Source organism: Methylocapsa aurea, from assembly GCF_000746085.1.
Classification (GTDB): Bacteria; Pseudomonadota; Alphaproteobacteria; order Rhizobiales; family Beijerinckiaceae; genus Methylocapsa; species Methylocapsa aurea.
Window position 1 is genome coordinate 13,820 of sequence record NZ_JQKO01000018.1, and the last position, 22,731, is coordinate 36,550.

A 22,731-nucleotide genomic window follows, 5' to 3' on the forward strand; every position below is an offset into this window, starting at 1 on the left:
GCTAAGCCTTGCCGCCTGCTCCAGCAACATCAAGGGATTTCTCGCCCCCGTGGCCGATGGCGCTCCCGGCGCGACTCCTGTCGAGATGGTGGTCGCGACGACGCGCATGAAAGCCGGTTCGCCAGGGGAAATGTTTTCCGGCGCGCGGGGTCCAACGCCAAGCTTCGCTGATATCGTCGTGTCGATTCCGCCCGATGGCGTTCATAAGGTCGGCGACGTCGAATGGCCAAAGCAAGTTCCCGGCAATCCAGCCTCCGATTTCGTCACGCTTAAAGCCGACGTCATCGACAGGGACCAGGCCATCGCGACATTTTCGAGGATACTCCAGAAATCGCCGAAACGGCAGGCTCTCATTTTCGTCCATGGCTTCAACAACCGCTTCGACGACGCGGTTTTCCGCTTCGCGCAGATCGTCCACGACTCGGGCTCGGGAACCGACTTCGCGCCGGTTCTGTTTACTTGGCCCTCGCAGGGCAGCGCTTTCGCCTATGGGTATGACCGCGAAAGCGCAAATTACTCCCGCGACGCGCTGGAAAATCTGTTGCGTTGGCTTGCGAAAAATCCTCAAGTCACCGAAATTTCCATTCTCGCCCATTCGATGGGCAATTGGGTGACGCTGGAAGCCCTTCGCCAGATGGCGATCCGCGACGGGAAGGTCGCCCCGAAAATCCGCACCGTTCTGCTCGCGGCGCCCGATGTCGACGTCGATATTGCGCGCGAACAGATCGCCACAATGGGCGCGGTGCGGCCGAATTTCACGCTGTTCCTCTCCGAGGACGATCGCGCCCTCGCCCTTTCGCGCCAGGTTTGGGGCGGCCCGCGGCTGGGCGCCATCGATCCCGATATCGAGCCTTACAGGACCGACCTCGCGCGGGAAAAAATCGAAGTCGTCAACCTGACGAAATTGAAATCTTCGGATGAATTCAACCACGGTAAATTCGCGGAAAATCCCAAGGCCGTCGAGATTATCGGGCGAAGCCTGGCGAGCGGCCAGACCCTGACGGATTCACGCGTTGGCCTTGGCGAAAGAATCATGGCGACGACGGCGGGCGCCGCGACTTCCATTGGTCACGCGGCTGGCCTCGTGGTGACGGCGCCGCTCGCCGTCGTCGATCCGCTGACCCGAGAACATTATGGCGACCAAGTCGACGCCTTCAGCCGGTCGGTCCATGATGCGGCGGCGCCCAAATAGGCTTCTGTCCAACGTCGGCGTTTGCATCCGTTGTTCGGGCGCGAGCCCATCCAAAAGCGCTACAACTTTTTGAGATTATACAGAGTCGCTTAGGCTGCGCAGGACAGCCTGACCGCGACGCCAGTGGCGAGAATCCGGTTGAGGCTCACGCCCGTTTCTTCGACTGGAACGAAGCCATCGGTTTCATAATCGAGGCCGATAATCGCGTCGGCGTCGATGTCTTCGGCCCTACGGATCAATTCGCGCAGGGCAAGTTCGCGCCAGTCGCCTTGAAGCGGGGCGCCGTTTGCCGCATGCCAAGCCGAGGCAGCCTTGATCTTGCCGATCGCATAAAGGATGCGGCCGCCCTCGATGCCGTTGGTGGAACTGATGCGCATGACGCGTCCTCCGATGCCTTCTCAAAACCCTGGACCAGGAAGGTTTCCCATCGCTTAATGACGGCGGGAAATGTCCCTTTCGAAGCTAAGGGTCGCAGTTTTAAGATGAACGGGAGGTGACGCGCCGCACGCGGTGGTCATTGGCTCAGTGTCGAAAGTGCCGCACGCCAGTGAGCACCATGGCGAGGCCCGCCGCATCGGCGGCCTTGACGATTTCATCGTCCCGCACGGATCCGCCGGGCTGGATAATGGCGCTGGCGCCGGCTTGCGCCGCGGCGAGCAAACCGTCGGCGAATGGAAAAAACGCGTCCGAAGCGACGACCGATCCTTTTGCAAGGCTTTCGCTCAATCCCAAGGCCTTGGCCGCGTCGGCCGCCTTCATGGCCGCGATCCTTGCGGAATCGACGCGGCTCATCTGACCGGCGCCAATGCCGACGGTTGCGCTGTCCTTGGCGTAGACGATCGCGTTCGACTTCACATGTTTGGCGACGCGGAAAGCGAATTTAAGGTCCCGATATTCCGCCTCGGTCGGCGCGCGTTTGGTGACGACGCGCAAATCCATGTCGTCAACAACGGCGTTGTCGCGGCTCTGCACGAGCAGGCCGCCGGCGACGGGGCGGAACGTCAGGCTGGCGGCGCGCGGATCGGGCAGGCCGCCGGTCAGGAGCAGCCGCAAGTTCTTCTTGGCGGCAACGATTTCGATCGCCTCCGGATCGGCCTCCGGCGCGATGATGACTTCGGTAAAAATCTTGACAATCTCGAGCGCGGTCTCGGCGTCGAGCCTGCGGTTCAGGGCGATGATGCCGCCGAAAGCCGAAACCGGATCACAGCGCAGCGCCAGTTCATAGGCCTCCTTAAGGCTGGACGCCTCGGCGACGCCGCAAGGGTTGGCGTGTTTGATGATGGCGACGGCGGCGGTTCGATGGGCGTCGAACTCGGCGACGAGTTCGAACGCCGCATCGGTGTCGCCGACATTATTGTAGGAGAGTTGCTTGCCTTGCGCCTGCCGCGCCGTCGCGACGCCATAGCGGTGCTCCGGCAGAGCGTAGAATCCAGCGACCTGATGCGGATTTTCTCCATAGCGCAGGCTAACGGCGAGCTTGCCGCCGAAGGCGCGATAGGCCGGCGTCGCCTCGCCGATCTCAGCCGCGAACCAATTTGAAATCGTGGAATCATAGGCGGCGGTGCGCGCGAACGCCTTTTGCGCAAGGCTTTGACGCAGTTCCTTGGTGGTGGAGCCGGCATGCGTCTTCAATTCATCGAGGATAAGGGCGTAATCCTCGACATCTACAACGACTGCGACATCGCTGAAATTTTTCGCCGCGCCGCGGATCATCGCTGGACCGCCGACATCGATATTTTCGATGCAATCGGCGAAATCCGCGGCTCCGCCGATCGTCGCCTCGAAAGGATAGAGATTCACGACAAGGAGATCAATCGGCGCGATGCCATGCGCGAGCATCGCCGCTTCGTGCGCCGGATTCTTGCGGATCGCCAGAAGTCCGCCATGCACCTTCGGATGCAAGGTCTTGACGCGGCCGTCCATGAGTTCTGGAAATCCGGTCACGTCGGCGACGTCGCGGACCGCGAGACCCGCATCCTCCAGCGCCTTGCGCGTGCCTCCGGTCGAAATCAGTTCTATGCCCAGGGCCAGGAGGCCGCGCGCGAAATCGACGAGGCCGGTCTTGTCGGAAACGGAAATCAGCGCCCGCACGGCGCGGCGAAGCTCGGTTGGCATGGCTTTATCCGGCTCTCATCAAAGAGTTTAAGCATGATGTCGTCCGAAAACCGGTTTCCGCTTTTCGGCATCATGCTCTAGGGCTCGATTGACCCGCGCTTAGCACGAAGCCGCCGCCGCTCCTACCCTCTATGGATGCGCGCCCGCTCGGGGCCGGCGGGCGCGGCTCCCTATTCCGCCGACGCCTGCCGCAATCCGTCCTCCGCGCCAAGCCCGGCGCTCCTGCGCAAGGGGGAGGCAAACCGGCGCAGCCGGAGCGCGTTGGAGACGACGAAGACGGAGGAAAACGCCATCGCGCCAGCGGCCAGCACCGGCGACAGGAGGATGCCGAAGGCCGGGTAAAGCGCTCCCGCGGCGACCGGGATCAGGACGATGTTATAGGCGAAGGCCCAAAACAGATTCTGCTTGATGTTGCGCATCGTGACCCGGCTCAGCGCTACCGCCGTCGCGGCGGCGCCAAGGTCGCCCCCCATCAGCACGACATCGGCGGCCTCGATCGCAACATCCGTCCCGGCGCCGATCGCCAGACCGACATCGGCTTCGGCCAGGGCCGGAGCATCATTGATGCCGTCGCCGACAAAAGCGATGGCGCGATGGCGCGCGCGCAGCTCTCGCAGCGCCGCAAGCTTGCCCTCCGGCAGAACCTCGGCGACGACCCCGTCGATCCCCACCGCCTTGGCGACGGCTTCGGCCGTCCGGCGATTGTCGCCCGTCACCATGATTACTTCGAGCCCCTGCCCGCGCAAGGCTTCGACCGCGCGCCGCGCCGTCGGCGCAATCGGGTCGGCAATCACGATGAGGCCGGCGAGCTTTCGATCGATCGCCGCATAGAGCGGAGACTTTCCCTCCTCGCCAAACCGTTTCGCCGCATCGGCAAAGGCGCCAACATCGACGCCCAGCGCGGCCATGAAGCGATCCGCGCCAACCGCGACATGACGCCCCTCGACGTCGGCTTCGGCGCCAAGGCCCGGCTTTGCGGCGAAGTTGAGCGCCCGCCCGCCGGTCGCCCCCGTCTGCTCGGCAGTCCCGGCCGAGTCCTCGACGCCCCCCGAGCGCTTGGACCAGGATAACAACGTCCGCCAAGGCGAACCACCGCGCGGCGCGCCGGGGTCCAGCTCGGCGGAAAAGCTGACAGCCTGCTTGCTCAGCGCCCCGGCCTCCTTCGCGGCGGCGACGATGGCGGCGGCGATCGGATGCTCGGACCGCGCCTCCACAGCCGCGACAAAGCCAAGAACCTCAGCCCGGTCGAACCCCGGCGCGGCAAGAAAATCGGTCAGTTCGGGGCTTCCCTTTGTAATCGTTCCAGTCTTGTCCAAGGCGATCGCGGTCACTCTCGCGAGGCTCTGCAAGGCGTCTCCCTTGCGAAAGAGGACTCCCAATTCGGCGCCTCGCCCGGTGCCGACCATGATCGAGGTCGGCGTGGCGAGACCCATCGCGCAGGGGCAAGCAATGATCAGCACGGCGACCATCTGGATCAGCGCATAGCTCAAGGCCGGCGCCGGCCCGAGCCATAGCCAGAGCGCGAAGGTCACAGCCGCAACTCCGATCACGGCCGGCACGAACCATGCCGTCACCTTGTCGGCCAGCGCCTGAATCGGCAATTTGGCGCCCTGCGCCCGCTCGACCATGCGAATGATCTGGGCCAGCACCGTGTCGGCGCCGGTCTTAGTCACCCTGAAGGAGAAGCTTCCCGTCTTATTGATGGTTCCCCCCACCACATTGGCGCCAACGCCCTTGGTCACAGGCCCCGGCTCCCCGGTCAGCATCGATTCGTCGACGAAGGAAGAGCCTTCGACCACCGCTCCATCGACCGGCACTTTGTCGCCCGGCTTGACGAGGACGATGTCGCCCACGGCGACCTCCTCCAGGGCGACGTCAACCGGCGCTCCATCGCGCAGGACGCGCGCGGTCTTGGGCTTCAAGCCGATCAGATGTTCGATGGCCGCGCCGGTGCGTCCCTTGGCCCGCGCCTCCAAGCTCCGCCCAAGCAGGATCAATGTCACGATCACAGCGGCGGATTCGAAATAGACATGGGAGGTTCCGGCCGGGAACAGGCCAGGCGCGAAAGTGACCAAGGCGGAATAGGTAAAGGCGGCGCCGGCGCCGAGCGCAACGAGGGCGTTCATGTCCGGCGCGCCGCGCCACAGCGCCGGAAACCCGGTCTTGAAAAAGCGCAGGCCCGGCCCGAACAGAACCAGCGCGGTCAGAACGAACTGGATAACCCGACTCGCCGGCATGCCGATCGCATCCATCACGAACATGTGGACGGCCGGCACCATATGGGAGCCCATCTCGAGCGCGAAGACAGGCGCCGTCAGGACCGCAGCAACCAGAAGCGCGCGAGAGAGCTCTTGCGTTTCCTTGTCGCGCCGGTCGGCCAGCGACGTCGCGGGCGCGTCCGGCTTGATCTCGCGCGTCGGATAGCCGGCGGCGGTCGCGGCGGTCGCGAGAGCGGCGGCGTTTGTCGCGCCGGGGGCAAAGCGCACCGTCCCGGTCCGGGCCGCGAGATTGACATTGGCCTCGATCACGCCTGGAACGGTCTTGAACGCCTTCTCGACGTGGTTCACGCAAGAGGCGCAGCTCATTTTATCGATTTCGAACCGCGCCGTTTCAATCGTCGCGCCATAACCAGCCTTGCTGATTGCGGCGACGACGCCGGCAATGTCCGGCGCTCCCGAAAACACCACCTCGGCGCGCCGCGTCGCGAGATTGACCGAGGCCGAAGCAACGCCTGGGGCCGTCGAAATGGCCTTTTCGACTCGCGCAACGCAGGAGGCGCAGGCCAAACCTTCAACTCCGAGGCTGAAGGCCGCCGCTTGTTTGGGATGCTCGGGGCGTGAAGGCATCGGCGTTTTCCTTTATAGAGATAGAGAACTGACGGCTTCCCCGCTCGTAAATCATCGGCGTCGAGCCGGAAAACAAGGGAGGCCGACGGGAAACAAGACCGGCGGGCATTCGCCGATGCGCCTCAGCGCCCTTTCAGCAGCAGCCGAAAATGTTTACATGCGGAATATCTAGAGCATATTCCGAACAGATTGGTTCGATCTGTTCGACGAGAATATGCTCAGACTTTTTTGACACTGGAGCGATTTCTGATCGATCGAATGGAGTCATTCGATCGGAAAGCGCTTATTTTCAAAGGGTTGGAGCATGTTCTGATCGAAAAAGTCGATCAACTTTTTTCGGAACATGCTCTAGAGCCGGATGATTTTGGACGGAATCGCAAGGCGATCTCGTCCAAAATCTTAAATCCGCCTCTCATCAAAGAGTTAGAGCATGATGTCGTCCGAAAACCGGTTTCCACTTTTCGGCATCATGCTCTAGGGTGGAGCTTGGAGCAGCGCTATGTCGAAATCAATCGTCATTACATTGCCGCATGATCTCGGGGCCGAGGCGGCGAAAAAGCGGGTCACGGAGCGGATCGACCTGCTGCGGCGAGACTACGTCGATAAGTTGGCCTATTCCGAAGTCACATGGAGCGGCGACAGGGCCGATTTGCGGGTTGTGGCCTTCGGCCAGACGACCACTGCTCAACTCGACGTTATGCCGGACGCCCTGCGAATTGAGGTGCAGCTGCCTTGGATCCTCGCCGCTCTCTCCGGCAAGATTCAAGGAGTCTTGACCAGCAACGCACAGGATTCCTTGCGTATCGGGCGCACGCAGCCAAAACCGTGATATGTTTCTTGGCGCGGCGAGGCGCCAAGAAGGGGGATTCATCCAATAGCCGCCCGGCTTCAGGGCGGCGCGGCGCTAAACCTAATCGACGGCGACCATGACATCCGACGACTTGATGATGGCGTGAGCCTTCTTGCCCTTGGCGAGTCCAAGCTCGTCAACGGATTCATTGGTGATCGAAGCTGTGACGATCGCGCCGCCGGCCAGCTCGATTTCGACATGCGCCGTGGTTGCGCCCTTATGGATCTCTTTAATCGTGCCTTCGAGCGCGTTGCGAGCGGAGATTTTCATGGCGTTTCCTTTCCAAAAAAGAAAGCCCGACGCAGAGAAGCCGAGCCTAGGGTCTATAGCCGCGAGTTGCGACTTTTTGTATATAGGTGCATTGAAGCTGTAACGCTAGGGGCAGCGCGTTTTCGAAGCGCCGTTGAGCGCGATTGCGCTCCCAATCGGATAGCATCCAATCAAAAAATCTCTCAGATGCTCCCGGCGATCGCAAAAATTCAATAAGTCTGTCGTTTGCCATTCAAACACGAGCAGGAGCCCATCCTTGAACTTGCCGACATTGCCGGATTCCTTGCTCGATCAATTTTTGGCTGACGACGCGCCTTTTCTCGATCTCACCACGCATTTTCTCGGCCTTGGCGGCAAAACTGGCCGCATGAGCTTCGCGGCGCGCGAGGCCATGGTCCTCGCCTGCGCCGAAGAGGCCGCCCGGATCGTTGAGCGCGCTGGAGCGACTGTGATCCTGCATGCCGCTTCCGGAGCGGCGCTGGAGCCCGGTTCGCCGATCCTCACCGCCACCGGATCCGCCGCAACGCTTCTGCGCGCCTGGAAAATAGCGCAAAATCTCATTGAGGTCGCCTCGGGCATCGCGACCGCGACCCGAAGCATCGTTTCCGCCGCGCGCGCCGTCTCGCCGCAAATTGCAATCACATGCACGCGCAAGAACGCGCCCGGAACGAAGCTCTTGTCGCTGAAGGCGATCCTCGCCGGCGGGGCCATGCCGCATCGTCTGGGCCTTAGCGAAACCATTTTAATTTTCGCCGAGCATCGGGCCTTTCTCTCTGGCATGAGCGAGAAGGAGATGATCGCCCTGGCGCGTCGCGACGCCGCTGAAAAAAAAATCGTCGTCGAGGTTGGATCGCTGGCCGAAGCCCTCGCCTGGGGAGATGCGGGCGCCGATGTAATTCAGGCGGAAAAATTTCCGCCGCAGGAAATCGCCGCCCTCGTCGCGGCGCTGGAGCCGCGCATCCCACGCCCGCTGATCGCGGCGGCGGGCGGCGTCAATGCAGGCAATGCGGCCCAATACGCGGCAGCCGGCGCCGATATTCTCGTGACATCGGCGCCCTATTGGGGCAAACCCCTCGACGTCGCGGTTCGCGTCGAGGCGGCATAAAACATGCTCCGGAATACAGTTGACAGATTCCTTTTCGACAAGGATCTGGTTCTGCTTTTCGATTTTTGAGCTCAATCCCCGCCGATCCGATCGGGCGAGGCCACAGGCTCCGGCGAAGAAAATGTTGGAAGTTCCCAAACTGCGACCGGCCCGGCCCCTTCTCAAAACGGCGCTCTCGGCGCGCGTGCTGCACCATGATCGCGAAATGGCATTGACGACGCTGTTTTTCGAGGATGGAGAGCTGCGGGTGCCGCTGATCGATTATCCTGCCAGCTCCGGCGTCACGATCCGGATCGACGCGCGGGATGTTTCAATCGCGCTCTCGCGGCCGATGGATGTGTCGATCACCAATCGCCTGCCCGGCGAGATCGCCGAACTTTCCTATCTCACGCCGCCCTATGTCAAGGTGACTTTCAATCTTGGAAAGACCCGTCTCCATGCGCTCGTGACCAGCGAGTCAGTGGAGCGCCTGGCCCTCGCGCCGGGACTTCGCGCCTGGGTGATGATCAAGGCGGTGGCGATTTCAGGCCATGAACTCAAGCCGGATCGCGCGCCGCGGCCGAGACCCTGGCCTTTGGATCGAAAGACCAGTCCAACGAAGCCGTGAGTTCGTCGAGGGACTTCTTCGCTGAATTCGACGCATGGCGTTCGATCGAGCGATAGAGCGCGACGAGCCGCTCGCCGAATTGGGTGATCTCGGCGCCGCCGCCGCGCCGCCCCGGAAAGGTTGCGACAACCGGGCTTTCGAACGTGCGGTTCAAGGCGTCTACGCTGAGCCAGCATTTCCGGTAGGAAAGCTGTAGGGCGCGGCTTGCGCCGATAATCGAACGCTCGATGCGAATCATATCGATCAGCGCCAAATCTTCGGGTCCAAACGCGCCGCCATTCGGCAGATTGAGGTAAATGGAGATAGAAGCGGTTTGCGGCTTGCTCTTTGCCATGGACTTTCCTTGTGCCCGAAATGCATTTCTCGGGCGAAACGGACGCCTATCAGCATCCGCGCACGAAACAAAATGTGAGAATATAGCATTCTGAGATAAAGTGAGCGCGGCGAAGTAAGCGCGGGGTCAGCGCGGTTCCTTTGAGCATGAAGACAAAAATCAGATGGTTCGATCGGCGGCCGGATAAGCTTCCCGCGGCTTTTGGAAAATCATTCGTTAAAAAAATTTGATGCAGGACAGGGCCGTTTCCGAGCCGGGAGATCGCCCTCTAAGACCCGTTCGGCCTCGCAAAGCATGATCGCCCGCACGACCGCCTCGGCGATTCCCCGCGCGCGCTCGTCGATGCCGGTCCATTTGGAGGCGCGGCCGCGCGGATCGATCTCGATCAGCTTGACGCCGGCCGGAATTTCGATCCCATCGCGCGCGAGGCCGCGCAAGATCCCGTCGATCGGGGCTTTGACCGCCGCGCCGCCGTGATGACCGACGATGACGCCTCTGAAGATGCGCGCGCCTATATCCAGCGCGGTGCGCCAACGACCCGGCGCCTTGGAGTAGACGAAGCGCTCGGCGCCGATTCCGCCGAGGAGGCTTGGGAGGGCGGCTACGGGTTCGGTTGTTCCCTCGCGCAAGACAAGGCCGGCGCGATCCGGCCGCGTCTCAATCGCCACGTCGCAATTGCCGCGCGCTGTAAACCCCGGACCAAGACCGATCGTGAGCCCCGCCAATCCGCGCAGGCGCGGCATGATCGAGCGCTTATGCATCCTTGCGTCGACGATGATGTCTGGCTGGCCGAGAACGAGCAAATCGGTCAGGCCGAGACTCGTCACCGCGACGCGATCCCTCAGGGCGGCGACGTCGAAAAGCTCGCTTACGCTATCGATTCGCATCGCCGCGATCGTCTCGACCAGACGTTCGTCATCGTAGAGCGCATCGTAGAACGCCATCCCGCGCCGGATCACCGGCGCCAAGGGGTCATGCGACAGGACAACGGCGCGCCCGAATCGGCGCAGAAAAACCGCGATCGCAGACGCGATTTCGTTGGTGCCGAGCACGACGGCAAACCGCGGACTTGCGGGTGGCGCCGCCGAGATAGCATCGCGCCGCGCGTTAGGATCGTCTATCTGATGCATGATCTGTTTCGCATAAACGGACCGACTTCGGAGCTATCCTATATACGTTAGTATATCGATACTGGCAAGTCAAGGCGCGGGCTCTTTCGCGTCGCATCCAGCGACGGGGCGGCCGCGGCGAGGATCGCCCTCACGCCTTGGCAATTGAGCGAGGTCAATGCGAAAGCGCGAGAAACTGGTAGGCCAGCCTCCGGCGTCTCGTGGGCGCTGAAACAAGGGAGATCCGCCGAGATCGCACGGATCATCAAGCGGGATGACCTTGACGGGCCAAGCGGGTCTGAGTCTAACGCCCAAGACAAGTCGGCAGTCATTTCTGCGTGATATTTTTCTGCTAGCAATTAATAAAGTGGTTAATTTCAACTAAATAACTCATGACGAATACTTGTTCATATGTTCTATGAACTAAATCATTAATGTATTCCGGCAAGAAACTGACAATATATGAAGCCCTACGCTTGAGTTTTGATCATGAGTTTATTAGTATCGCCGTGATGCTTTGCGGCTTGTCTGAAACTCTACACGATGTTCGGCGTTCAAGCAGTAGTGTCTTAAAACCTTGTAGGAGGAAACCATGCAGCGTCGTGAATTCATAGCCGCCGTCGGAACAGTCGCCGCGGTGGCCGCAGCCTCCGCCCAGCCGGCATTTGCCGAAATGGGCGCCGACACCATGATGCACGCGCCGAAGTTCAAGGCCCTGCAGGAAGCAGCCGGCAAATGCGTGTCGACCGGCAATGATTGCATGAGGCATTGCCTCGGCATGTTCGCGATGAAAGACACGAGCATGACCGAATGCGCCGATTCGACCTTCCAATTGATCGCGGCTTGTGGCGCGCTCCAGACCTTGGCCGCGGTCAACTCGGAGCATACCGGACATTTCGCCAAGGTGGTGGAGATGATCTGCGCCGATTGCCAGAAAGAATGCGAGAAATTCCCCAAGATAGCTGAATGCAAAGCCTGCGGCGACGCTTGCAAGGCTTGCGCTGAAGAGTGCCGCAAATACTCCTGAGCCGCCCCTTCAGGCAGTTGCGGGGGAGTTCTGGAAGCAATCCCGCCGCTGGTTGTCTCGGCTTCTCTTCGACAATGAAAGCGTTGGCGAAGCTTGCGCCAACGCCCCTGCCCGGCCCATAATAGACTATGCAGCCGCGCCGCCCTTTTTTCTCATATTCTTTCCTGGATTTTGATCGCCGCGTCGCCGACCGGCGCAACTTGGCGTCGGGCGAAAGATGAGCCAGGCATGCGCCTCTTATGGCGCCTGGGTTTCCCCGGTGAGCGTCGAACTCATGACCGGCGCCGCGGTTGGGCTCAGTTCCCTCGCAGTCGATGGACCGACGCTTTATTGGCTGGAAGCCAGGCCGGCCGAAAGCGGACGCACAGTTTTGTGCCGGCGCCGGGCCAATGGCCAGATCGAGGAACTAACTCTCGCCCCGTCCAATGTCGGCAGCCGCGTCCATGAATATGGCGGCGGCGCCTATGCGGTCGCAGATGGCGTCGCAGTCTATAGCGAGCGCAAGGATGGGTCCGTTTGGCTCATCGAAGCCGACGCCTCGCCGCGCCAAATCGCTACGCCGGAAGGCTGCCGCTACGCAGATTTCGAGTTGGATTTGCGGCGCCGTCGCGTGTTGGCTATTCGCGAGGATCATCGCGAGCGGCCGCCGACCGATCCAAAGGCCGCGATCGTCGCCCTGCCGCTCGATTCGGATGGGTCCGAAGAGGTGCTGGTCGAGGGGCCCGATTTCCTGAGTTCGCCGCGCCTCTCGCCGAGCGGCGACTGGATCGCCTGGATTGCCTGGGATCATCCCGACATGCCTTGGGATCGGACCAGGCTTTTCATCGCCGGACTTATGCCGGACGGTATGCTCGGCCCGTCAAATCTGGTCGCTGGGCAAGCGCCGGAATCGATCGTGCAACCGGAATGGTCAGCCGGCGATATCCTGCATTTTTGCTCGGACCGGACAGGCTGGTGGAACCTTTACGCACTGCGCGGCGGCGCCGCGACGCCGGTGGCCCCGGTGGAGGCTGAAATCGGCGGTCCTCATTGGGTCTTTCGCCAGCGCTATTATGCTTTCCTTCCCGATGGGCGAATTGTCGTCGCGATCGTGCGGGATGGAATCAGATCCGCCGGCATGATCGCGGAGGGAGCCATTGCGCCGCTCGATATTGGGCAGGTTCTCGACACTCCGCAACCTCTCGGGGATGGCCTCGCCTATATTGCGACGCCCCCCACAGCGCCGCCGGCCGTCACTTTGACGCCCGGGAGCGTTGGCGGCGCGCCGCAGATTGTGCGCGCCGCTGCGCCGTCCGTGCTGGCCCCCGAGACGATCTCGCTTGGCGAGGCGATCGATTTCCCCGCGCGCGGCGGGAGCGGACACGCCTTCTGGTTTCCGCCGAAAAATCAGGAGTTCAAAGGCCCCCCAGGGGAATTGCCGCCGCTCGTCGTCCTCTCCCATGGCGGACCGACCAGCATGACGACGAATAGTTTCAACTTGAATATCCAATGGTGGACCAGTCGCGGCATCGGCGTCGTCGATGTCAATTATGGCGGATCGACCGGATTTGGCCGCGACTATCGCCGCCGCCTCAATGGGCAATGGGGCGTGGTCGACGTCGAGGACTGCGCGGCGGCGGCAAACTATCTTGTCGAACGCGGCCTCGTCGACGGCGCAAGGCTCGCGATCCGAGGCGGCAGCGCCGGCGGCTTCACCACGCTCAAGGCGCTGACCTCCTCCACGCTTTTCAAGGCGGGGGCCAGTCTCTATGGCGTCGCCGATTTGATGCTGCTGGCCAGGGACACGCATAAATTCGAGTCCCGCTATCTCGACGCTCTGATCGGCCCGCTTCCGGAGCGCCAAGACCTCTATCTCGAACGCTCGCCGATTCACCACCTTGATCGGCTTGCCTGCCCGGTGATTTTTTTCCAGGGCGAGGACGATAAAACCGTCCCGCCCAATCAAGCGCGGACCATGGTCGAGGCAATGTCGGCGCGCCGCCTTCCGGTCGCCTTTTATGTCTTCGAAGGCGAAGGCCACGGGTTTCGCAAGGCCGAGACCCTGCGCCGCGTCCTTGAGCTCGAACTGGATTTTTACGGCCGCATCTTCGGCTTCGCGGCGCCGGGCTTGAGCGAACACGTGACGATCGCGAATATGGACGAGAGATAGTCAAAACGGGCGCGAGCAATGTTCCCGGCATGCGCCGCCCCGCGATTGGCTTGACGCTTGCTATAAAACAATGAGCTTGAGCGCTTTCCGATCGAATGGAGTCATTCGATCGATCAGAAATCGCTCCAGTGTTAAAGAGCCTGAGCATATTCCGCGAATTTGAGAGCGCATTCGAAGCGCAGGTTCAGCGAACCCGATCGAGGAGCAAAAATGGCAAGCGATTACGCGTTCATTCGCGCCTATGGCAAGTTTACCGAGGCCAAAGAATCCTATGTCGACGACCAAGTCCGGCGCGCGCGCCGGGAAAATGCCCCAAATGACGCTTTTGCCTATGATGACGAAAACAAACGCTGGAAATTATTCGCGGAGCTTGAAGAGATAGCGGCGAACGGCGATGCCGCCACAGCCGAAACGGTCAAGACAATCCGCGCCATTATGCGCTGACGCCCCTTCAAGCGTCGGCCGGACTGGGCGATGTCTTGAGCCGGGGCTCGGGGCGCGCTTAAAGCGTCTTGCCCTCGCTCCCCGGATAGCTGCAACGCCATTTCACGACCTGGCTGTTCGGGTGGCCGTCCGCCCATTGCGCGATCTTCGGCGGGGCCTGGAGCATGCATTGCATCAGCGAGCCCTGATCGATCAAGGACAGCTGCCGCTCTTCGCATGCGCTCGGTTGGGCGAGGCTGCAAACCGTGAGGATCAATTCAATAAGGCCCATTGCCCTCTCCACGCCCGAACCATCTTGTCGTCGGCGCGGCCGGCGCTTCCAGCATTCGCGAAACGCCCGCCTCACGCCTCATGCTTGACGTAGGCGAACCGCTGGTCCCCCACCGGAGTTCCCTCCAAGGCGCCGCCCTCTTTGCCAGGTTGCCAGAGTATGACATCTTCGATTTTTTTCGCCAGTTCGAAATCCTTGTCCGTTATGCCCTTTGCCGTGTGGGTTTGCAGGCGAACCTCGACCCAGGCATAAGAGGCGGTGAGATCGGGATGGTGCCAGGCAGCCTCCGCGAGGTGGCCGACCGCATTGATCACCATCAACGTGCCTTTCCAGCTTGCGGTCTTGTAGGTGCGGCGAATCCAGCCGCCCTCCAACCGCCAGTGGGGCAGCTCACGTTCGAGCCGCGCCTTGATTTCACTCTCGCTATAGGTCTTTTCCTTGGCAGCTTCGCTCATGATCAAAATCCTTGCCTTGGCGGCGCGACCTTCTGAAAACTCGTCAGCGCAATGCGCCCAATCGTATCTAGAGCTTTTTAGAGCGAAGTGGATACCGGTGTGCGTTAAGAAAATGCGACAAAACAAAGACCTAGAGCTGCCTTCTGATTCCGCCGAAATTGAAGGCGCTTTAGAGCGCTTCGCCGTGAAAGGGAATTTTTTGCGCGCGACGCCCATCAAAGAAAATGCGACGGGGCGCAGGGTCATCAGAAGATGCCGCGATCGACGGTTTGCGGCGGCCGGCGCCTTTGTCGGTCTCATGGCGGCGCTTCACGCCCCGGGCGCTTTCGCGCAGCAAGCAGGGCCGGTGAAATCCGATGGCGACTGGCCTTGCCGGCAAATTTTGGTTGGCCGGATTTCCTTGGCCGCGGTGTGGTCAGGCCCGTCCATCGAGGGCGCGATCTGGCGCGGCGACGCGGCGCTTGAGGATCTCGTCGCGCGATTGGCGGCGAGGCGCATGCCGATCGAGGCGGCGGAACGCGCAATCGAGGAATTCGCCAACGCCAGCAAGCCGGATAAAGAGAAGCGGCTGATCGCCCTGCTCGCGGGCCTTTTCGAAACGCTCAATCGCGAGCGCGCGCAGGTGATCGAAGGCCTCACCCGCTTTGGGCATAAGCAAAAGGAGCTCGCCGCGAAAATCCGCGAGGAGAACGCAGCGATCCAGGCCGACGCCGCTGCGACGCCGCAGGGGCGCGCGCAAGGAACGGACCCCAGCGCTCAAAACCTCGAATGGGATCTGCGGGTGTTCAATGAACGGCGCCAATCCCTCGCCTATGTTTGCGAGACGCCGACCTTAATCGAGCAAAGATTGTTCGCGCTCGCCAGAATCATCGAGCGCTATCTCGACTGACTCCGATTCAACGAGATCAGAAAGCCGCTCTCCTGCGAACAGGCGGCCGCTTCGCTCGAAAATGCCCAGGGGCCCGCTTCCGTCAATGAGACTTCGGAGCATTGTCTTCATCGAGCAGCGGAACGCCGTAGCCAGTCAGTATGCGCTCGATCTCATCCTGATTCTCGGCGATGAGCTTGTTCAGGCTGCGCTTCCAGTCTTGATCGGAATGGCGAACCCCCATGCCAATCCGATAGATCAAGCGCGGCCCCACGCTTTCCTTGACGAGTGGCGTGACCTGCATCGGAGTCGACGAGCGCTTCGCGAAATAACCGGCAATGGGGCCCCAGAGGATCGCGACATCGATCCGGTCTTGTTCAAGATCAGTGATCATCGCTTGGGTCGGCGCATCGTAGCGCGTGTCAATGACCAGCGGATAGGATTTGATATTCGGCAATAATGCATTGATGGCAAGGTTGGTCGCCGGCGGCGTGCCGGCGACGATGCCTAGCCGCTTGTCCTTGAGGCGCGGATCGCTCAGTTCCGCCACGGTCTCGAGGCCGGAGCCGCGCTTCGCGACCAATGCATAGGCCGTGCGGTAATAGGGATTGGTGCCTTGGACGACGTCGTCGCCCTGAGGCATGCCCATCACGACATCACAACGATGCGCGTTCAATGTATTGCGCACGAAACCTGTGGAGCCAGGATAGTAGCTATAGGCAAGCGTCTTCCCGAGCTTTTGCGCGAAAAGCTCGGCTAGCTTGTTCTCGAAGCCTTCGCCAGCCTCGTTGGAGAACGGAAGGTTGCGTGGATCAGCGCAAACCCGCAAGACCTTCGGATCAACAAGTTCAATCGAATTGTCATCCGCAAGTTGCGCCAATGCAAGTTGCGGCGAAAAAGCCTCCCCGGAGGCGACGAGGAGGCCAGCCAGCGCGAGCGATGCAACAGTCCTCCGCGAACGCATGGGAGTTTCACTCAGCCCTGGTCGCCGAGGCAAGTATGTTCGGCTTCGGTCGCCTTCGGAAGCTTTTCTTCGTGACTTCCCGGTCGTCCGCGCTGAATCGAATCATCGGACCTTGCGCGAAGATAGACGTAAATATCGTCAATATAGCACATCACGTTCTTGTTGTCGCCGAGGGCAGGCATGACGTTGCTTGATCCGCTGCTCATATTCTGCCTCCCGCCGACAACGATCCCAACAAACTCAGCGTAGTTGATCGTCTTGACGGAGTTCTTGAGGGCGGGAGCATAGGTAGAGCCTTCGCCGTCCGGACCGTGGCACACATGGCATTCGGAATGATAACGGCGAAAGCCTGAATAGGTGTACCAGTCCGTGGCGCCATCAGGCTTCACGCTGAATGTCGGATCGCCCTTGGCGTCGAGATATTTGCCGGCGTCGTCCTTCTTCACCGCCTTGGGGTCCGCAGGCGGCTCGGCCATGGCCGTGTTAGCGCAGGCGACGGTAACGGTGAGGAACAAGGCCCGCACCATAGAGCTGATTTGCACGAGACTATCCTTATTCGAAATGATGCATCGATGAAAACGCTCGGCGCTTGAGGCGCCGAGCGTTTCTCTATGCTGTTAGCGACGTTCTTATTGCTCGGGAAGGGCAAAGACAGTCAACTGACCGCCAAGCGCCGTATAGTTCGCGAGAGAAGAATAACCGCCCACCGCGCCAAGGCCAGCGGTGGGGTTCGTCAATCCGGCCGCAAGTCCGATGCCGGCCCAGCCGCCGACGCCTGAAAGAACCGCAACAAACTGCTTCCCAGCATGCTCGTAGGTGATGACATTGCCAATAATGCCGGACGGGGTCTTGAACTTATAGAGTTCTTCGCCGGTCGTGGCGTTGACGGCTTTCAGGTAACCTTCGAGCGTGCCGTAGAAGACGACATTGCCGGCGGTCGCGACCGCGCCGGCCCACACCGAGAACTGCTCTTTGTTCTGCCAGACGATCTTGCCTGTCTTGGCGTCCCAGGCGGTGAAATTGCCCATATGGCTATCGCCCTTCGGCGGATACATGGACAAGGTCGCTCCGATGTAAGGCTGGCCCGCGGTATAGCTCACCCGGAACGGCTCATAATCCATCGCGACATGATTGGCCGGGATGTAGAAAAGCCCGGTCAGCGGCGAGTAGGCGGCAGGCTGTTGGTCCTTGACGCCGAGAGCGGCGGGCATGATGCCCTGGGAGTTCACATCCTCGCCATTATGTTCGGTGGAGAAGGCGGGGACCACCAGGGGACGGCCATAGGTCTTCGAGTTCTTGTCCATATCGACTTTGGTGGCCCAATTGACCGCCGGATCGAATTTCTCCGCGACCAGCAACTCGCCGCTGACGCGATCGAGCGTGTAGCCAAAGCCATTGCGGTCGAAGTGAACCAGGACCTTGCGCGCTTCCTGGCCGACGAGGATCATTTCGTTGATGCCGTCGTAATCCCATTCATCATGGGGCGTCATCTGATAGATCCATTTGGCGACGCCGGTATCAGCGTCGCGCGCCCAGATCGCCATCGACCAGCGATTGTCGCCCGGCCTCTGTTTCGGGTTCCAGGTCGAAGGATTGCCCGAGCCATAATAGACGAGGTTCAAATCCGGGTCGTAGGAATACCAGCCCCATGTCGTGCCGCCGCCGATCTTCCACTGATCGCCCTGCCACGTGTTGATGCCGGAATCCTTGCCGACCGGCTTGCCGAGATGAGTGGTCTTTTCCGGATCGATCAGCGTGTCGGAGTCAGGCCCCATCGAATAGCCGCGCCAAACTTTTTTGCCGGTCTTGATGTCATAGGCTGTGAGCGAACCGCGAACGCCGAATTCGCCGCCCGAAATGCCGACAAGCACCTTGTCCTTGACAACCTGCGGCGCGGACGTGCCCGTTTCGCCTTTGGCCGGATCGCCATTCTTCGTCGACCAGATATGCGCCCCGGTCGCCGCATTGAGCGCGACCAGCGTCGTATCGGCCTGATAAAGGAAGATCTTGCCATCGGCATAGGCGACGCCGCGCGTGACGGTGTCGCAGCACATCACCGGGATAACGTTCGGATCCTGCTTGGGCTCGTATTTCCAGAGAATCTTGCCGTCATTGTTCAGGTCGAGAGCATAGACAATGTTCGGAAATGGCGTGCTAAGATACATTACATTGCCGATGACCAGCGGCGCGCCTTCATGGCCGCGCAGCACGCCCGTCGAGAAGCTCCACACCGGGACAAGCGTCTTGACGTTTTCGGACGTGATCTGGCTGAGCTCGGAATAGCGCCGGTTGGCATAGTCGCCGGTCGGCAACGCCCATTGTTTCGGGTCTTTTGAGAGAGCGATCAATCCGTCGTTGGCAAAGGCGGCGCCATTCGCCAACAGCGCCGTGGCGGCAACACAGGACATAAGCAGGAACTTGCGCATTAATTTCCTCCGGACACTATAGGTCGTGGCGGCTGCGATGCTTATCATGCCTCGGCAGCGCGTGGTCGTAGACTGTCTTTCCACCCGTGCGTCAACACGTCGGCAAGACAATGCAGTTTCCGCAATGAGGACACGCCTCCTCTTCGAAAAGCGTCAGCGGTCCCGTCCGCTGCCCCCTGAAGCCGGAAAACTCCACGAAACGTATATATTGGGCTTTGCTGCGACACAATAGCCATTTCCATCGGCCGCTTTGGCCTTTTGAAGCGCCGCATCGGAGGATTCAAACAGCAGGAATTGGGCGCCGAGAAGGCGGGATTTCCCGAATAGCAGCCGGCGCAAGAGGCCGCCCCGCATTTCCGCCGGCGCGCCTCCGGCAGGAAAAGTCGGGTCGTCACGCGAGCCTCGGCGCAGTCGCAAACCCGTCGGCAATCGCCGCGCGATCGCTTTGCATTGATGGGACTATCCGACCCAAAAAGGCCGCGCGCCCTTTTGGACGCCCTAAAAGCAACGAATTTCCGCTTCGGCCTGGGCCCGCCGCAGATCTGCGGCGGTCGCCTTGGCCTGTTCGCTTGCGCGAAACATAGAGCCGATCTGACCTTGCGCCTGGCTCACGCTAGCGACCGTTTCCGCCGCGACATATCGGTCGTAGGGAAGCAAGGAGGCGATGACGTCTATCGAGCAGGAACAGCGCCGTATTGCGTCGCGCGTTTCGCCATTGGCCTTCATGCAGACGAAGACATAATCGGCGCGGGCCTCGGTGGGATAATCATTAACCTCCGCCGCAGCCAAGGGCGCACAGAAGAAGGCGAGAACGACGAGGCTAGCGGCGAGGATTTTCATTGTTTGATTTTCGCTTGCTCTGTTGTTTGCAGCGCCCAAGCGATCGATCCCTCAGCCCAACGCCTGAGCGCTCTTCGCTTTGCCTCAACCCGAAAGACTGCCGGAGCCGGAGCTGCGCAGATTCTTGGCGCGGAGCGCGGCCAGCAGCAGAGCCCCGCATGCGCCGAGCGCCATCAAGGGCAGAAGCGCCCGGCAGCTGCCGCCGAGAAACACGCAAAGGATCGTCGCCGGAACCCGGCCGCCCGCACCATAGCTACAGGCCACCAGCAGCGCCAGCGCGAAAAATAGGGCGAGGCTCATGCCGCTAAACAACCGCAACGCGCCAATCGCCGTAGGATTTGAAAACATGGGCCTCGTCCGCTTTCAAGCCGCGCTCGCCGGCTTGTCGAGGTCGACCATGCGCCAATTTCCCGTCCGACGATGTGCGCTAGCGCGCTTGCTGGATAGGCGCTGGCGGCGCTCGCAGAAAATCATTTTCGGCATGGACATGCGGCGGCGGCGCCCGCTTGATGCCCCGCCGACCGGCCAACGGAGTCGTTTCCGCCTCAAGGCGAGGGGCCGCGAACTGCGCAAGGGGGGCGCGGCCTCGCTTTGAAAGCGCCGCATCGTTGCGGCCTGCTTGCCTTCGAGCGTTCCGAGTTCCGGCATTTCGATGAGCAAGGCGAAGGCGGTGATTTTCGAGACGCCGGGGATGGAGAGAAGAATCTCAAAGCGCCGAGCGAGCTGAACGTCGTCGTTGACAAGTTTTCCGATGGCGGCGTCGATCTCGTCGATTTTCACATCGATCTCGGCGAGGCGCTTTTTGTTCTGCTTTTCGAGCAGGGGCAGCGTGATCGCTTTGGCGCGATTTTTGTCGGCCGTGTGGTCTTTGACGAGCGCGGCGCGGGCAAGATGAAGTTCTTTCAGCTCGGCGATGGTCTGACTGACGCAGGGACGCGGCCGCAAATCGAGAACCTCGCCCATGCGCGCGAGCATGGCGGCGTCGGCGCGATCTGTTTTCACGAGCTTGCCGGCGGCTTCAGCGAAACGGCGGGCCTGACGCGGATTGACCCTGGCGATGGGAACGCCGGCCGCATCCAGCGCGCGCTCGAGCACGCGATGATAAGGGCCGGTGGGTTCGAAGACGACGCGCGCCGCTGCCGTTGCGGCGAGCCATTTGATCAGGGCCTTGCAGCCGGCTTTATCATTCGCGAAACGGCGGGACGCGCCGTCGGCGAGCCGATGCGCGTCGAGCCATCTTTCGAGACGTCGACGCCAATGGTAGAAGGGTTCATCTAGCCCGAGTATCCGTCCAGGCCAAAGGAAAAGACGAGGGCGATCAAACTCTAGCTCGGCCCGTCAAATGGTCAGCGGTTTCCCGATCCGTCCCTCGCCGCTGAGAAAGGGCCGCAACCCTCTCTCAGCGGTTCCTTTTTTGCCTTAGCGGCGCGAAAAGTCATAAGACAAGCGCTTTCAGTTTCGGCGGAATCAGAAAGCAGCTCTAGCGCTACTTTGGCAGAATTATTTCCAACGTTCCCTGAAGCGCATTCGGCAATGGGGACATCGTTCGAAGATTTGCTTTGGCGATAGCGCCTTGATGACGGCGCGTCGAACCGCCGGCAGGGTCGGTTGCGGCGGCCCGTGATAGACTCTTTTTTTCCCGCGTCGCCTGCTTGAGGCGCTGATGCTGAAGGAAGGCGTAGGCGATCATTGTCATGAGCGCGTGCCTGTGCAGGCCCTGCCATGATCGCCCTTCGAAGTGATCGAGGCCTGCTCTTCCTTCATCTGTTGATGGGCCTGCTCGCAGACCCAGCGCGCCTTGATGGCGGCAGGGAGCCTTTTGAGACTGGCCTTGGCCGGCAAATTGGACAGATAGTATTTCCGCTCGCCGGATGAACGCCATTCGCCGATCAGCCACGCCTCCTCGCCCGGCATATGCTGCTGACTTTTGTCGAGGATGCGCTGAGGCGGCCCGTCTGCGACGCGAATGCGCAGGGCGGCGAAACGGGCGCTCAAAGGGCCTTTGACGCCGTGGCGCCAGCTGACTTTCCTCCACTTGGCCTCGGTCAGCATCGTCTCGGCCGCGACCGAGAGCAGATCAGGGATCTGGCTTTTTGCGCGGCCGGCCTCGTCCCGCCGGAGGAAAAGATTAGGGAAACATTGGCGGGATAGACCTTCTGATGTTTGGGAACGCCTACGGCCCAAGCAAGCCCACGTGCGCTCAGCCCCTGACGGAAGGGAGCTGACAGGCCGTAGCCGGCGTCGGCGAGAACGGCGCCGAATCGCACGCCTTGAACCATCAGTCGGTCGATCTCATCAAGCGCGATTTCCGGCTTGCTGCGCGGCTGGCGAAACGATTCGGGAACACCGGCTCTCGCCATGCGCGGCGGATCGCTCGTCCAGCTTTCCGGCAAGAACAGCCGCAAGCCGACGGCAATTGGAACTTCATTGCGCGCCAGCGTCAGCGAAACCAATGTCTGGCAGTTGGCTCTCTTGCCCAGCATGGACGCATATTGGGGGGCGACGCCGACCGAGCATTCGCCCTTCTTGGGCAGGCTCGTGTCGTCGATGACCAGAAAGGCGTCGGACGCGCCGATAAGCCTATCCGCTTGCTTCGCCAATTCCGCCTCGAGCGGCCGTGCCCCCAAATCCCATCCGAGATGAAATGATGCAGCCGGTCATAGCGCTCGGGCGCCACGCGCGCCGCCATTGGCTCGATGCTTTTGCGTTCCCCCGGCTCAATCAGCCCCGCAACATACAAGGGGCACATCTGCCGCCGCTTCTTATGGCCAAGTTTCTCAACGAACGGCTTCAACCACCCCGTCAGCGCCGCATTCCAATCCGCCATCACTCGTGCTCCCATCGGAGCGCAAAGCCTCG

24 protein-coding genes and 1 pseudogene are annotated in these 22,731 nt (G+C 61.2%); 9 read left to right on the forward strand and 16 right to left on the reverse strand.

Going from position 1 to position 22,731, the window contains the following annotated elements:
- Positions 1 to 49 precede the first annotated feature (49 nt).
- Complete coding sequence (locus DL86_RS12840; RefSeq protein ID WP_245276366.1) at positions 50 to 1,192, forward strand: alpha/beta hydrolase; 1,143 nt, start codon at positions 50 to 52, stop codon at positions 1,190 to 1,192.
- Between the two features lie 89 nt (positions 1,193 to 1,281).
- On the opposite strand, the gene DL86_RS12845 is transcribed toward DL86_RS12840, so the two are convergent.
- The 3 genes from DL86_RS12845 to DL86_RS12855 form a co-directional block, all read right to left on the reverse strand.
- The gene (locus DL86_RS12845; protein WP_036262105.1) at positions 1,282 to 1,569 is read right to left on the reverse strand and encodes a heavy metal-binding domain-containing protein; all 288 of its coding nucleotides are present in this window, start codon (positions 1,567 to 1,569) and stop codon (positions 1,282 to 1,284) included.
- A 145-nt stretch (positions 1,570 to 1,714) separates the two neighbouring features.
- Entirely contained in the window at positions 1,715 to 3,307 is a 1,593-nt protein-coding gene (gene purH, locus DL86_RS12850) for a bifunctional phosphoribosylaminoimidazolecarboxamide formyltransferase/IMP cyclohydrolase (RefSeq protein WP_036262108.1), read from the reverse strand.
- A gap of 170 nt (positions 3,308 to 3,477) precedes the next feature.
- A complete protein-coding gene (locus DL86_RS12855) occupies positions 3,478 to 6,153 on the reverse strand; it encodes a heavy metal translocating P-type ATPase (RefSeq protein WP_051953365.1) in 2,676 nt (891 codons plus the stop codon).
- A gap of 258 nt (positions 6,154 to 6,411) precedes the next feature.
- On the opposite strand from DL86_RS12855, the gene DL86_RS12860 reads away from it, so the two are divergent.
- Both DL86_RS12860 and DL86_RS12865 read left to right on the forward strand, forming a co-directional pair.
- On the forward strand, positions 6,412 to 6,687 hold the full coding sequence (locus tag DL86_RS12860; RefSeq protein WP_036262111.1) for a hypothetical protein: 276 nt from the start codon (positions 6,412 to 6,414) through the stop codon (positions 6,685 to 6,687).
- Positions 6,653 to 6,982 carry a polyhydroxyalkanoic acid system family protein gene (locus DL86_RS12865; RefSeq protein ID WP_036262112.1) on the forward strand — a complete coding sequence of 110 codons (330 nt, stop codon included), beginning with the start codon at positions 6,653 to 6,655 and terminating at the stop codon, positions 6,980 to 6,982. Before DL86_RS12860 ends, DL86_RS12865 begins: the two co-directional genes overlap by 35 nt.
- An 81-nt stretch (positions 6,983 to 7,063) precedes the next feature.
- Here DL86_RS12865 and DL86_RS12870 read toward each other — a convergent pair whose 3' ends face one another.
- Positions 7,064 to 7,273 carry a TOBE domain-containing protein gene (locus tag DL86_RS12870; protein WP_036262113.1) on the reverse strand — a complete coding sequence of 70 codons (210 nt, stop codon included), beginning with the start codon at positions 7,271 to 7,273 and terminating at the stop codon, positions 7,064 to 7,066.
- Positions 7,274 to 7,529: 256 nt separating this feature from the next.
- On the opposite strand from DL86_RS12870, the gene modD reads away from it, so the two are divergent.
- Together modD and DL86_RS12880 are read left to right on the forward strand one after the other, a co-directional pair.
- On the forward strand, positions 7,530 to 8,378 hold the full coding sequence (modD, locus tag DL86_RS12875; RefSeq protein WP_036262115.1) for a ModD protein: 849 nt from the start codon (positions 7,530 to 7,532) through the stop codon (positions 8,376 to 8,378).
- A 121-nt stretch (positions 8,379 to 8,499) separates the two neighbouring features.
- Entirely contained in the window at positions 8,500 to 8,985 is a 486-nt protein-coding gene (locus DL86_RS12880; protein ID WP_051953379.1) for a TOBE domain-containing protein, read from the forward strand.
- Here the strand turns inward: DL86_RS12880 and DL86_RS12885 are convergent.
- The gene (locus tag DL86_RS12885) at positions 8,915 to 9,319 is read right to left on the reverse strand and encodes a winged helix-turn-helix domain-containing protein (protein WP_036262117.1); all 405 of its coding nucleotides are present in this window, start codon (positions 9,317 to 9,319) and stop codon (positions 8,915 to 8,917) included. The genes DL86_RS12880 and DL86_RS12885 overlap by 71 nt on opposite strands.
- 209 nt (positions 9,320 to 9,528) lie before the next feature.
- Positions 9,529 to 10,449 carry a xanthine dehydrogenase gene (locus tag DL86_RS12890; protein WP_245276367.1) on the reverse strand — a complete coding sequence of 307 codons (921 nt, stop codon included), beginning with the start codon at positions 10,447 to 10,449 and terminating at the stop codon, positions 9,529 to 9,531.
- 571 nt (positions 10,450 to 11,020) lie between these two features.
- On the opposite strand from DL86_RS12890, the gene DL86_RS12900 reads away from it, so the two are divergent.
- The 3 genes from DL86_RS12900 (at position 11,021) to DL86_RS12910 (ending at position 14,048) form a co-directional block, all read left to right on the forward strand.
- Positions 11,021 to 11,455 carry a four-helix bundle copper-binding protein gene (locus DL86_RS12900; RefSeq protein ID WP_036262121.1) on the forward strand — a complete coding sequence of 145 codons (435 nt, stop codon included), beginning with the start codon at positions 11,021 to 11,023 and terminating at the stop codon, positions 11,453 to 11,455.
- A gap of 217 nt (positions 11,456 to 11,672) precedes the next feature.
- Positions 11,673 to 13,604 carry a S9 family peptidase gene (locus DL86_RS12905; protein ID WP_036262123.1) on the forward strand — a complete coding sequence of 644 codons (1,932 nt, stop codon included), beginning with the start codon at positions 11,673 to 11,675 and terminating at the stop codon, positions 13,602 to 13,604.
- Positions 13,605 to 13,814: 210 nt separating this feature from the next.
- Entirely contained in the window at positions 13,815 to 14,048 is a 234-nt protein-coding gene (locus DL86_RS12910; RefSeq protein WP_036262125.1) for a hypothetical protein, read from the forward strand.
- Between the two features lie 58 nt (positions 14,049 to 14,106).
- Here DL86_RS12910 and DL86_RS12915 read toward each other — a convergent pair whose 3' ends face one another.
- Both DL86_RS12915 and DL86_RS12920 read right to left on the reverse strand, forming a co-directional pair.
- Positions 14,107 to 14,319, reverse strand: a complete 213-nt coding sequence (locus tag DL86_RS12915; RefSeq protein ID WP_036262127.1) for a hypothetical protein — start codon at positions 14,317 to 14,319, stop codon at positions 14,107 to 14,109.
- A gap of 71 nt (positions 14,320 to 14,390) precedes the next feature.
- Positions 14,391 to 14,774, reverse strand: coding sequence for a 4a-hydroxytetrahydrobiopterin dehydratase (locus DL86_RS12920; RefSeq protein ID WP_036262130.1), 384 nt, complete (start codon positions 14,772 to 14,774; stop codon positions 14,391 to 14,393).
- Between the two features lie 298 nt (positions 14,775 to 15,072).
- Between DL86_RS12920 and DL86_RS12925 the strand changes: the two genes are divergently transcribed.
- Positions 15,073 to 15,663, forward strand: coding sequence for a hypothetical protein (locus DL86_RS12925; protein ID WP_036262225.1), 591 nt, complete (start codon positions 15,073 to 15,075; stop codon positions 15,661 to 15,663).
- Positions 15,664 to 15,745: 82 nt separating this feature from the next.
- On the opposite strand, the gene DL86_RS12930 is transcribed toward DL86_RS12925, so the two are convergent.
- The 8 genes and pseudogenes from DL86_RS12930 to DL86_RS20845 form a co-directional block, all read right to left on the reverse strand.
- The gene (locus DL86_RS12930) at positions 15,746 to 16,606 is read right to left on the reverse strand and encodes a quinoprotein dehydrogenase-associated putative ABC transporter substrate-binding protein (protein WP_156964636.1); all 861 of its coding nucleotides are present in this window, start codon (positions 16,604 to 16,606) and stop codon (positions 15,746 to 15,748) included.
- A gap of 11 nt (positions 16,607 to 16,617) precedes the next feature.
- Positions 16,618 to 17,133, reverse strand: coding sequence for a c-type cytochrome, methanol metabolism-related (locus tag DL86_RS12935; RefSeq protein ID WP_051953368.1), 516 nt, complete (start codon positions 17,131 to 17,133; stop codon positions 16,618 to 16,620).
- A 102-nt stretch (positions 17,134 to 17,235) separates the two neighbouring features.
- The gene (gene xoxF5, locus DL86_RS12940; RefSeq protein ID WP_036262132.1) at positions 17,236 to 19,032 is read right to left on the reverse strand and encodes a lanthanide-dependent methanol dehydrogenase XoxF5; all 1,797 of its coding nucleotides are present in this window, start codon (positions 19,030 to 19,032) and stop codon (positions 17,236 to 17,238) included.
- A 498-nt stretch (positions 19,033 to 19,530) separates the two neighbouring features.
- Positions 19,531 to 19,872 (reverse strand): hypothetical protein, encoded by a 342-nt coding sequence (locus tag DL86_RS12950; protein ID WP_036262234.1) that lies wholly within the window; start codon positions 19,870 to 19,872, stop codon positions 19,531 to 19,533.
- Positions 19,873 to 19,956: 84 nt separating this feature from the next.
- Positions 19,957 to 20,220: a hypothetical protein gene (locus tag DL86_RS12955; RefSeq protein WP_036262134.1), complete on the reverse strand. Its 264-nt coding sequence runs from the start codon at positions 20,218 to 20,220 to the stop codon at positions 19,957 to 19,959.
- Positions 20,221 to 20,235: 15 nt separating this feature from the next.
- Complete coding sequence (locus tag DL86_RS20835; RefSeq protein WP_084572904.1) at positions 20,236 to 21,159, reverse strand: IS110 family transposase; 924 nt, start codon at positions 21,157 to 21,159, stop codon at positions 20,236 to 20,238.
- Between the two features lie 405 nt (positions 21,160 to 21,564).
- On the reverse strand, positions 21,565 to 21,924 hold the full coding sequence (locus DL86_RS20840) for a hypothetical protein (RefSeq protein WP_425348922.1): 360 nt from the start codon (positions 21,922 to 21,924) through the stop codon (positions 21,565 to 21,567).
- Positions 21,918 to 22,714: pseudogene (locus DL86_RS20845) on the reverse strand (IS701 family transposase). Before DL86_RS20845 ends, DL86_RS20840 begins: the two are co-directional and overlap by 7 nt.
- Positions 22,715 to 22,731: the final 17 nt, after the last annotated feature.

Coding starts and splice junctions, on each gene's coding strand:
- DL86_RS12845 (WP_036262105.1), bottom strand. CDS start 1,569: ATGCGCATCAGTTCCACCAACGGCATCGAGGGCGGCCGCATCCTTTAT.
- purH (WP_036262108.1), bottom strand. CDS start 3,307: ATGCCAACCGAGCTTCGCCGCGCCGTGCGGGCGCTGATTTCCGTTTCC.
- DL86_RS12855 (WP_051953365.1), bottom strand. CDS start 6,153: ATGCCTTCACGCCCCGAGCATCCCAAACAAGCGGCGGCCTTCAGCCTC.
- DL86_RS12860 (WP_036262111.1), top strand. CDS start 6,412: ATGGAGTCATTCGATCGGAAAGCGCTTATTTTCAAAGGGTTGGAGCAT.
- DL86_RS12865 (WP_036262112.1), top strand. CDS start 6,653: ATGTCGAAATCAATCGTCATTACATTGCCGCATGATCTCGGGGCCGAG.
- DL86_RS12870 (WP_036262113.1), bottom strand. CDS start 7,273: ATGAAAATCTCCGCTCGCAACGCGCTCGAAGGCACGATTAAAGAGATC.
- DL86_RS12880 (WP_051953379.1), top strand. CDS start 8,500: ATGTTGGAAGTTCCCAAACTGCGACCGGCCCGGCCCCTTCTCAAAACG.
- DL86_RS12885 (WP_036262117.1), bottom strand. CDS start 9,319: ATGGCAAAGAGCAAGCCGCAAACCGCTTCTATCTCCATTTACCTCAAT.
- DL86_RS12890 (WP_245276367.1), bottom strand. CDS start 10,449: ATGCATCAGATAGACGATCCTAACGCGCGGCGCGATGCTATCTCGGCG.
- DL86_RS12900 (WP_036262121.1), top strand. CDS start 11,021: ATGCAGCGTCGTGAATTCATAGCCGCCGTCGGAACAGTCGCCGCGGTG.
- DL86_RS12905 (WP_036262123.1), top strand. CDS start 11,673: ATGAGCCAGGCATGCGCCTCTTATGGCGCCTGGGTTTCCCCGGTGAGC.
- DL86_RS12910 (WP_036262125.1), top strand. CDS start 13,815: ATGGCAAGCGATTACGCGTTCATTCGCGCCTATGGCAAGTTTACCGAG.
- DL86_RS12915 (WP_036262127.1), bottom strand. CDS start 14,319: ATGGGCCTTATTGAATTGATCCTCACGGTTTGCAGCCTCGCCCAACCG.
- DL86_RS12920 (WP_036262130.1), bottom strand. CDS start 14,774: ATGAGCGAAGCTGCCAAGGAAAAGACCTATAGCGAGAGTGAAATCAAG.
- DL86_RS12925 (WP_036262225.1), top strand. CDS start 15,073: ATGGCGGCGCTTCACGCCCCGGGCGCTTTCGCGCAGCAAGCAGGGCCG.
- DL86_RS12930 (WP_156964636.1), bottom strand. CDS start 16,606: ATGCGTTCGCGGAGGACTGTTGCATCGCTCGCGCTGGCTGGCCTCCTC.
- DL86_RS12935 (WP_051953368.1), bottom strand. CDS start 17,133: ATGGTGCGGGCCTTGTTCCTCACCGTTACCGTCGCCTGCGCTAACACG.
- xoxF5 (WP_036262132.1), bottom strand. CDS start 19,032: ATGCGCAAGTTCCTGCTTATGTCCTGTGTTGCCGCCACGGCGCTGTTG.
- DL86_RS12950 (WP_036262234.1), bottom strand. CDS start 19,872: ATGAAAATCCTCGCCGCTAGCCTCGTCGTTCTCGCCTTCTTCTGTGCG.
- DL86_RS12955 (WP_036262134.1), bottom strand. CDS start 20,220: ATGTTTTCAAATCCTACGGCGATTGGCGCGTTGCGGTTGTTTAGCGGC.
- DL86_RS20840 (WP_425348922.1), bottom strand. CDS start 21,924: ATGCTGACCGAGGCCAAGTGGAGGAAAGTCAGCTGGCGCCACGGCGTC.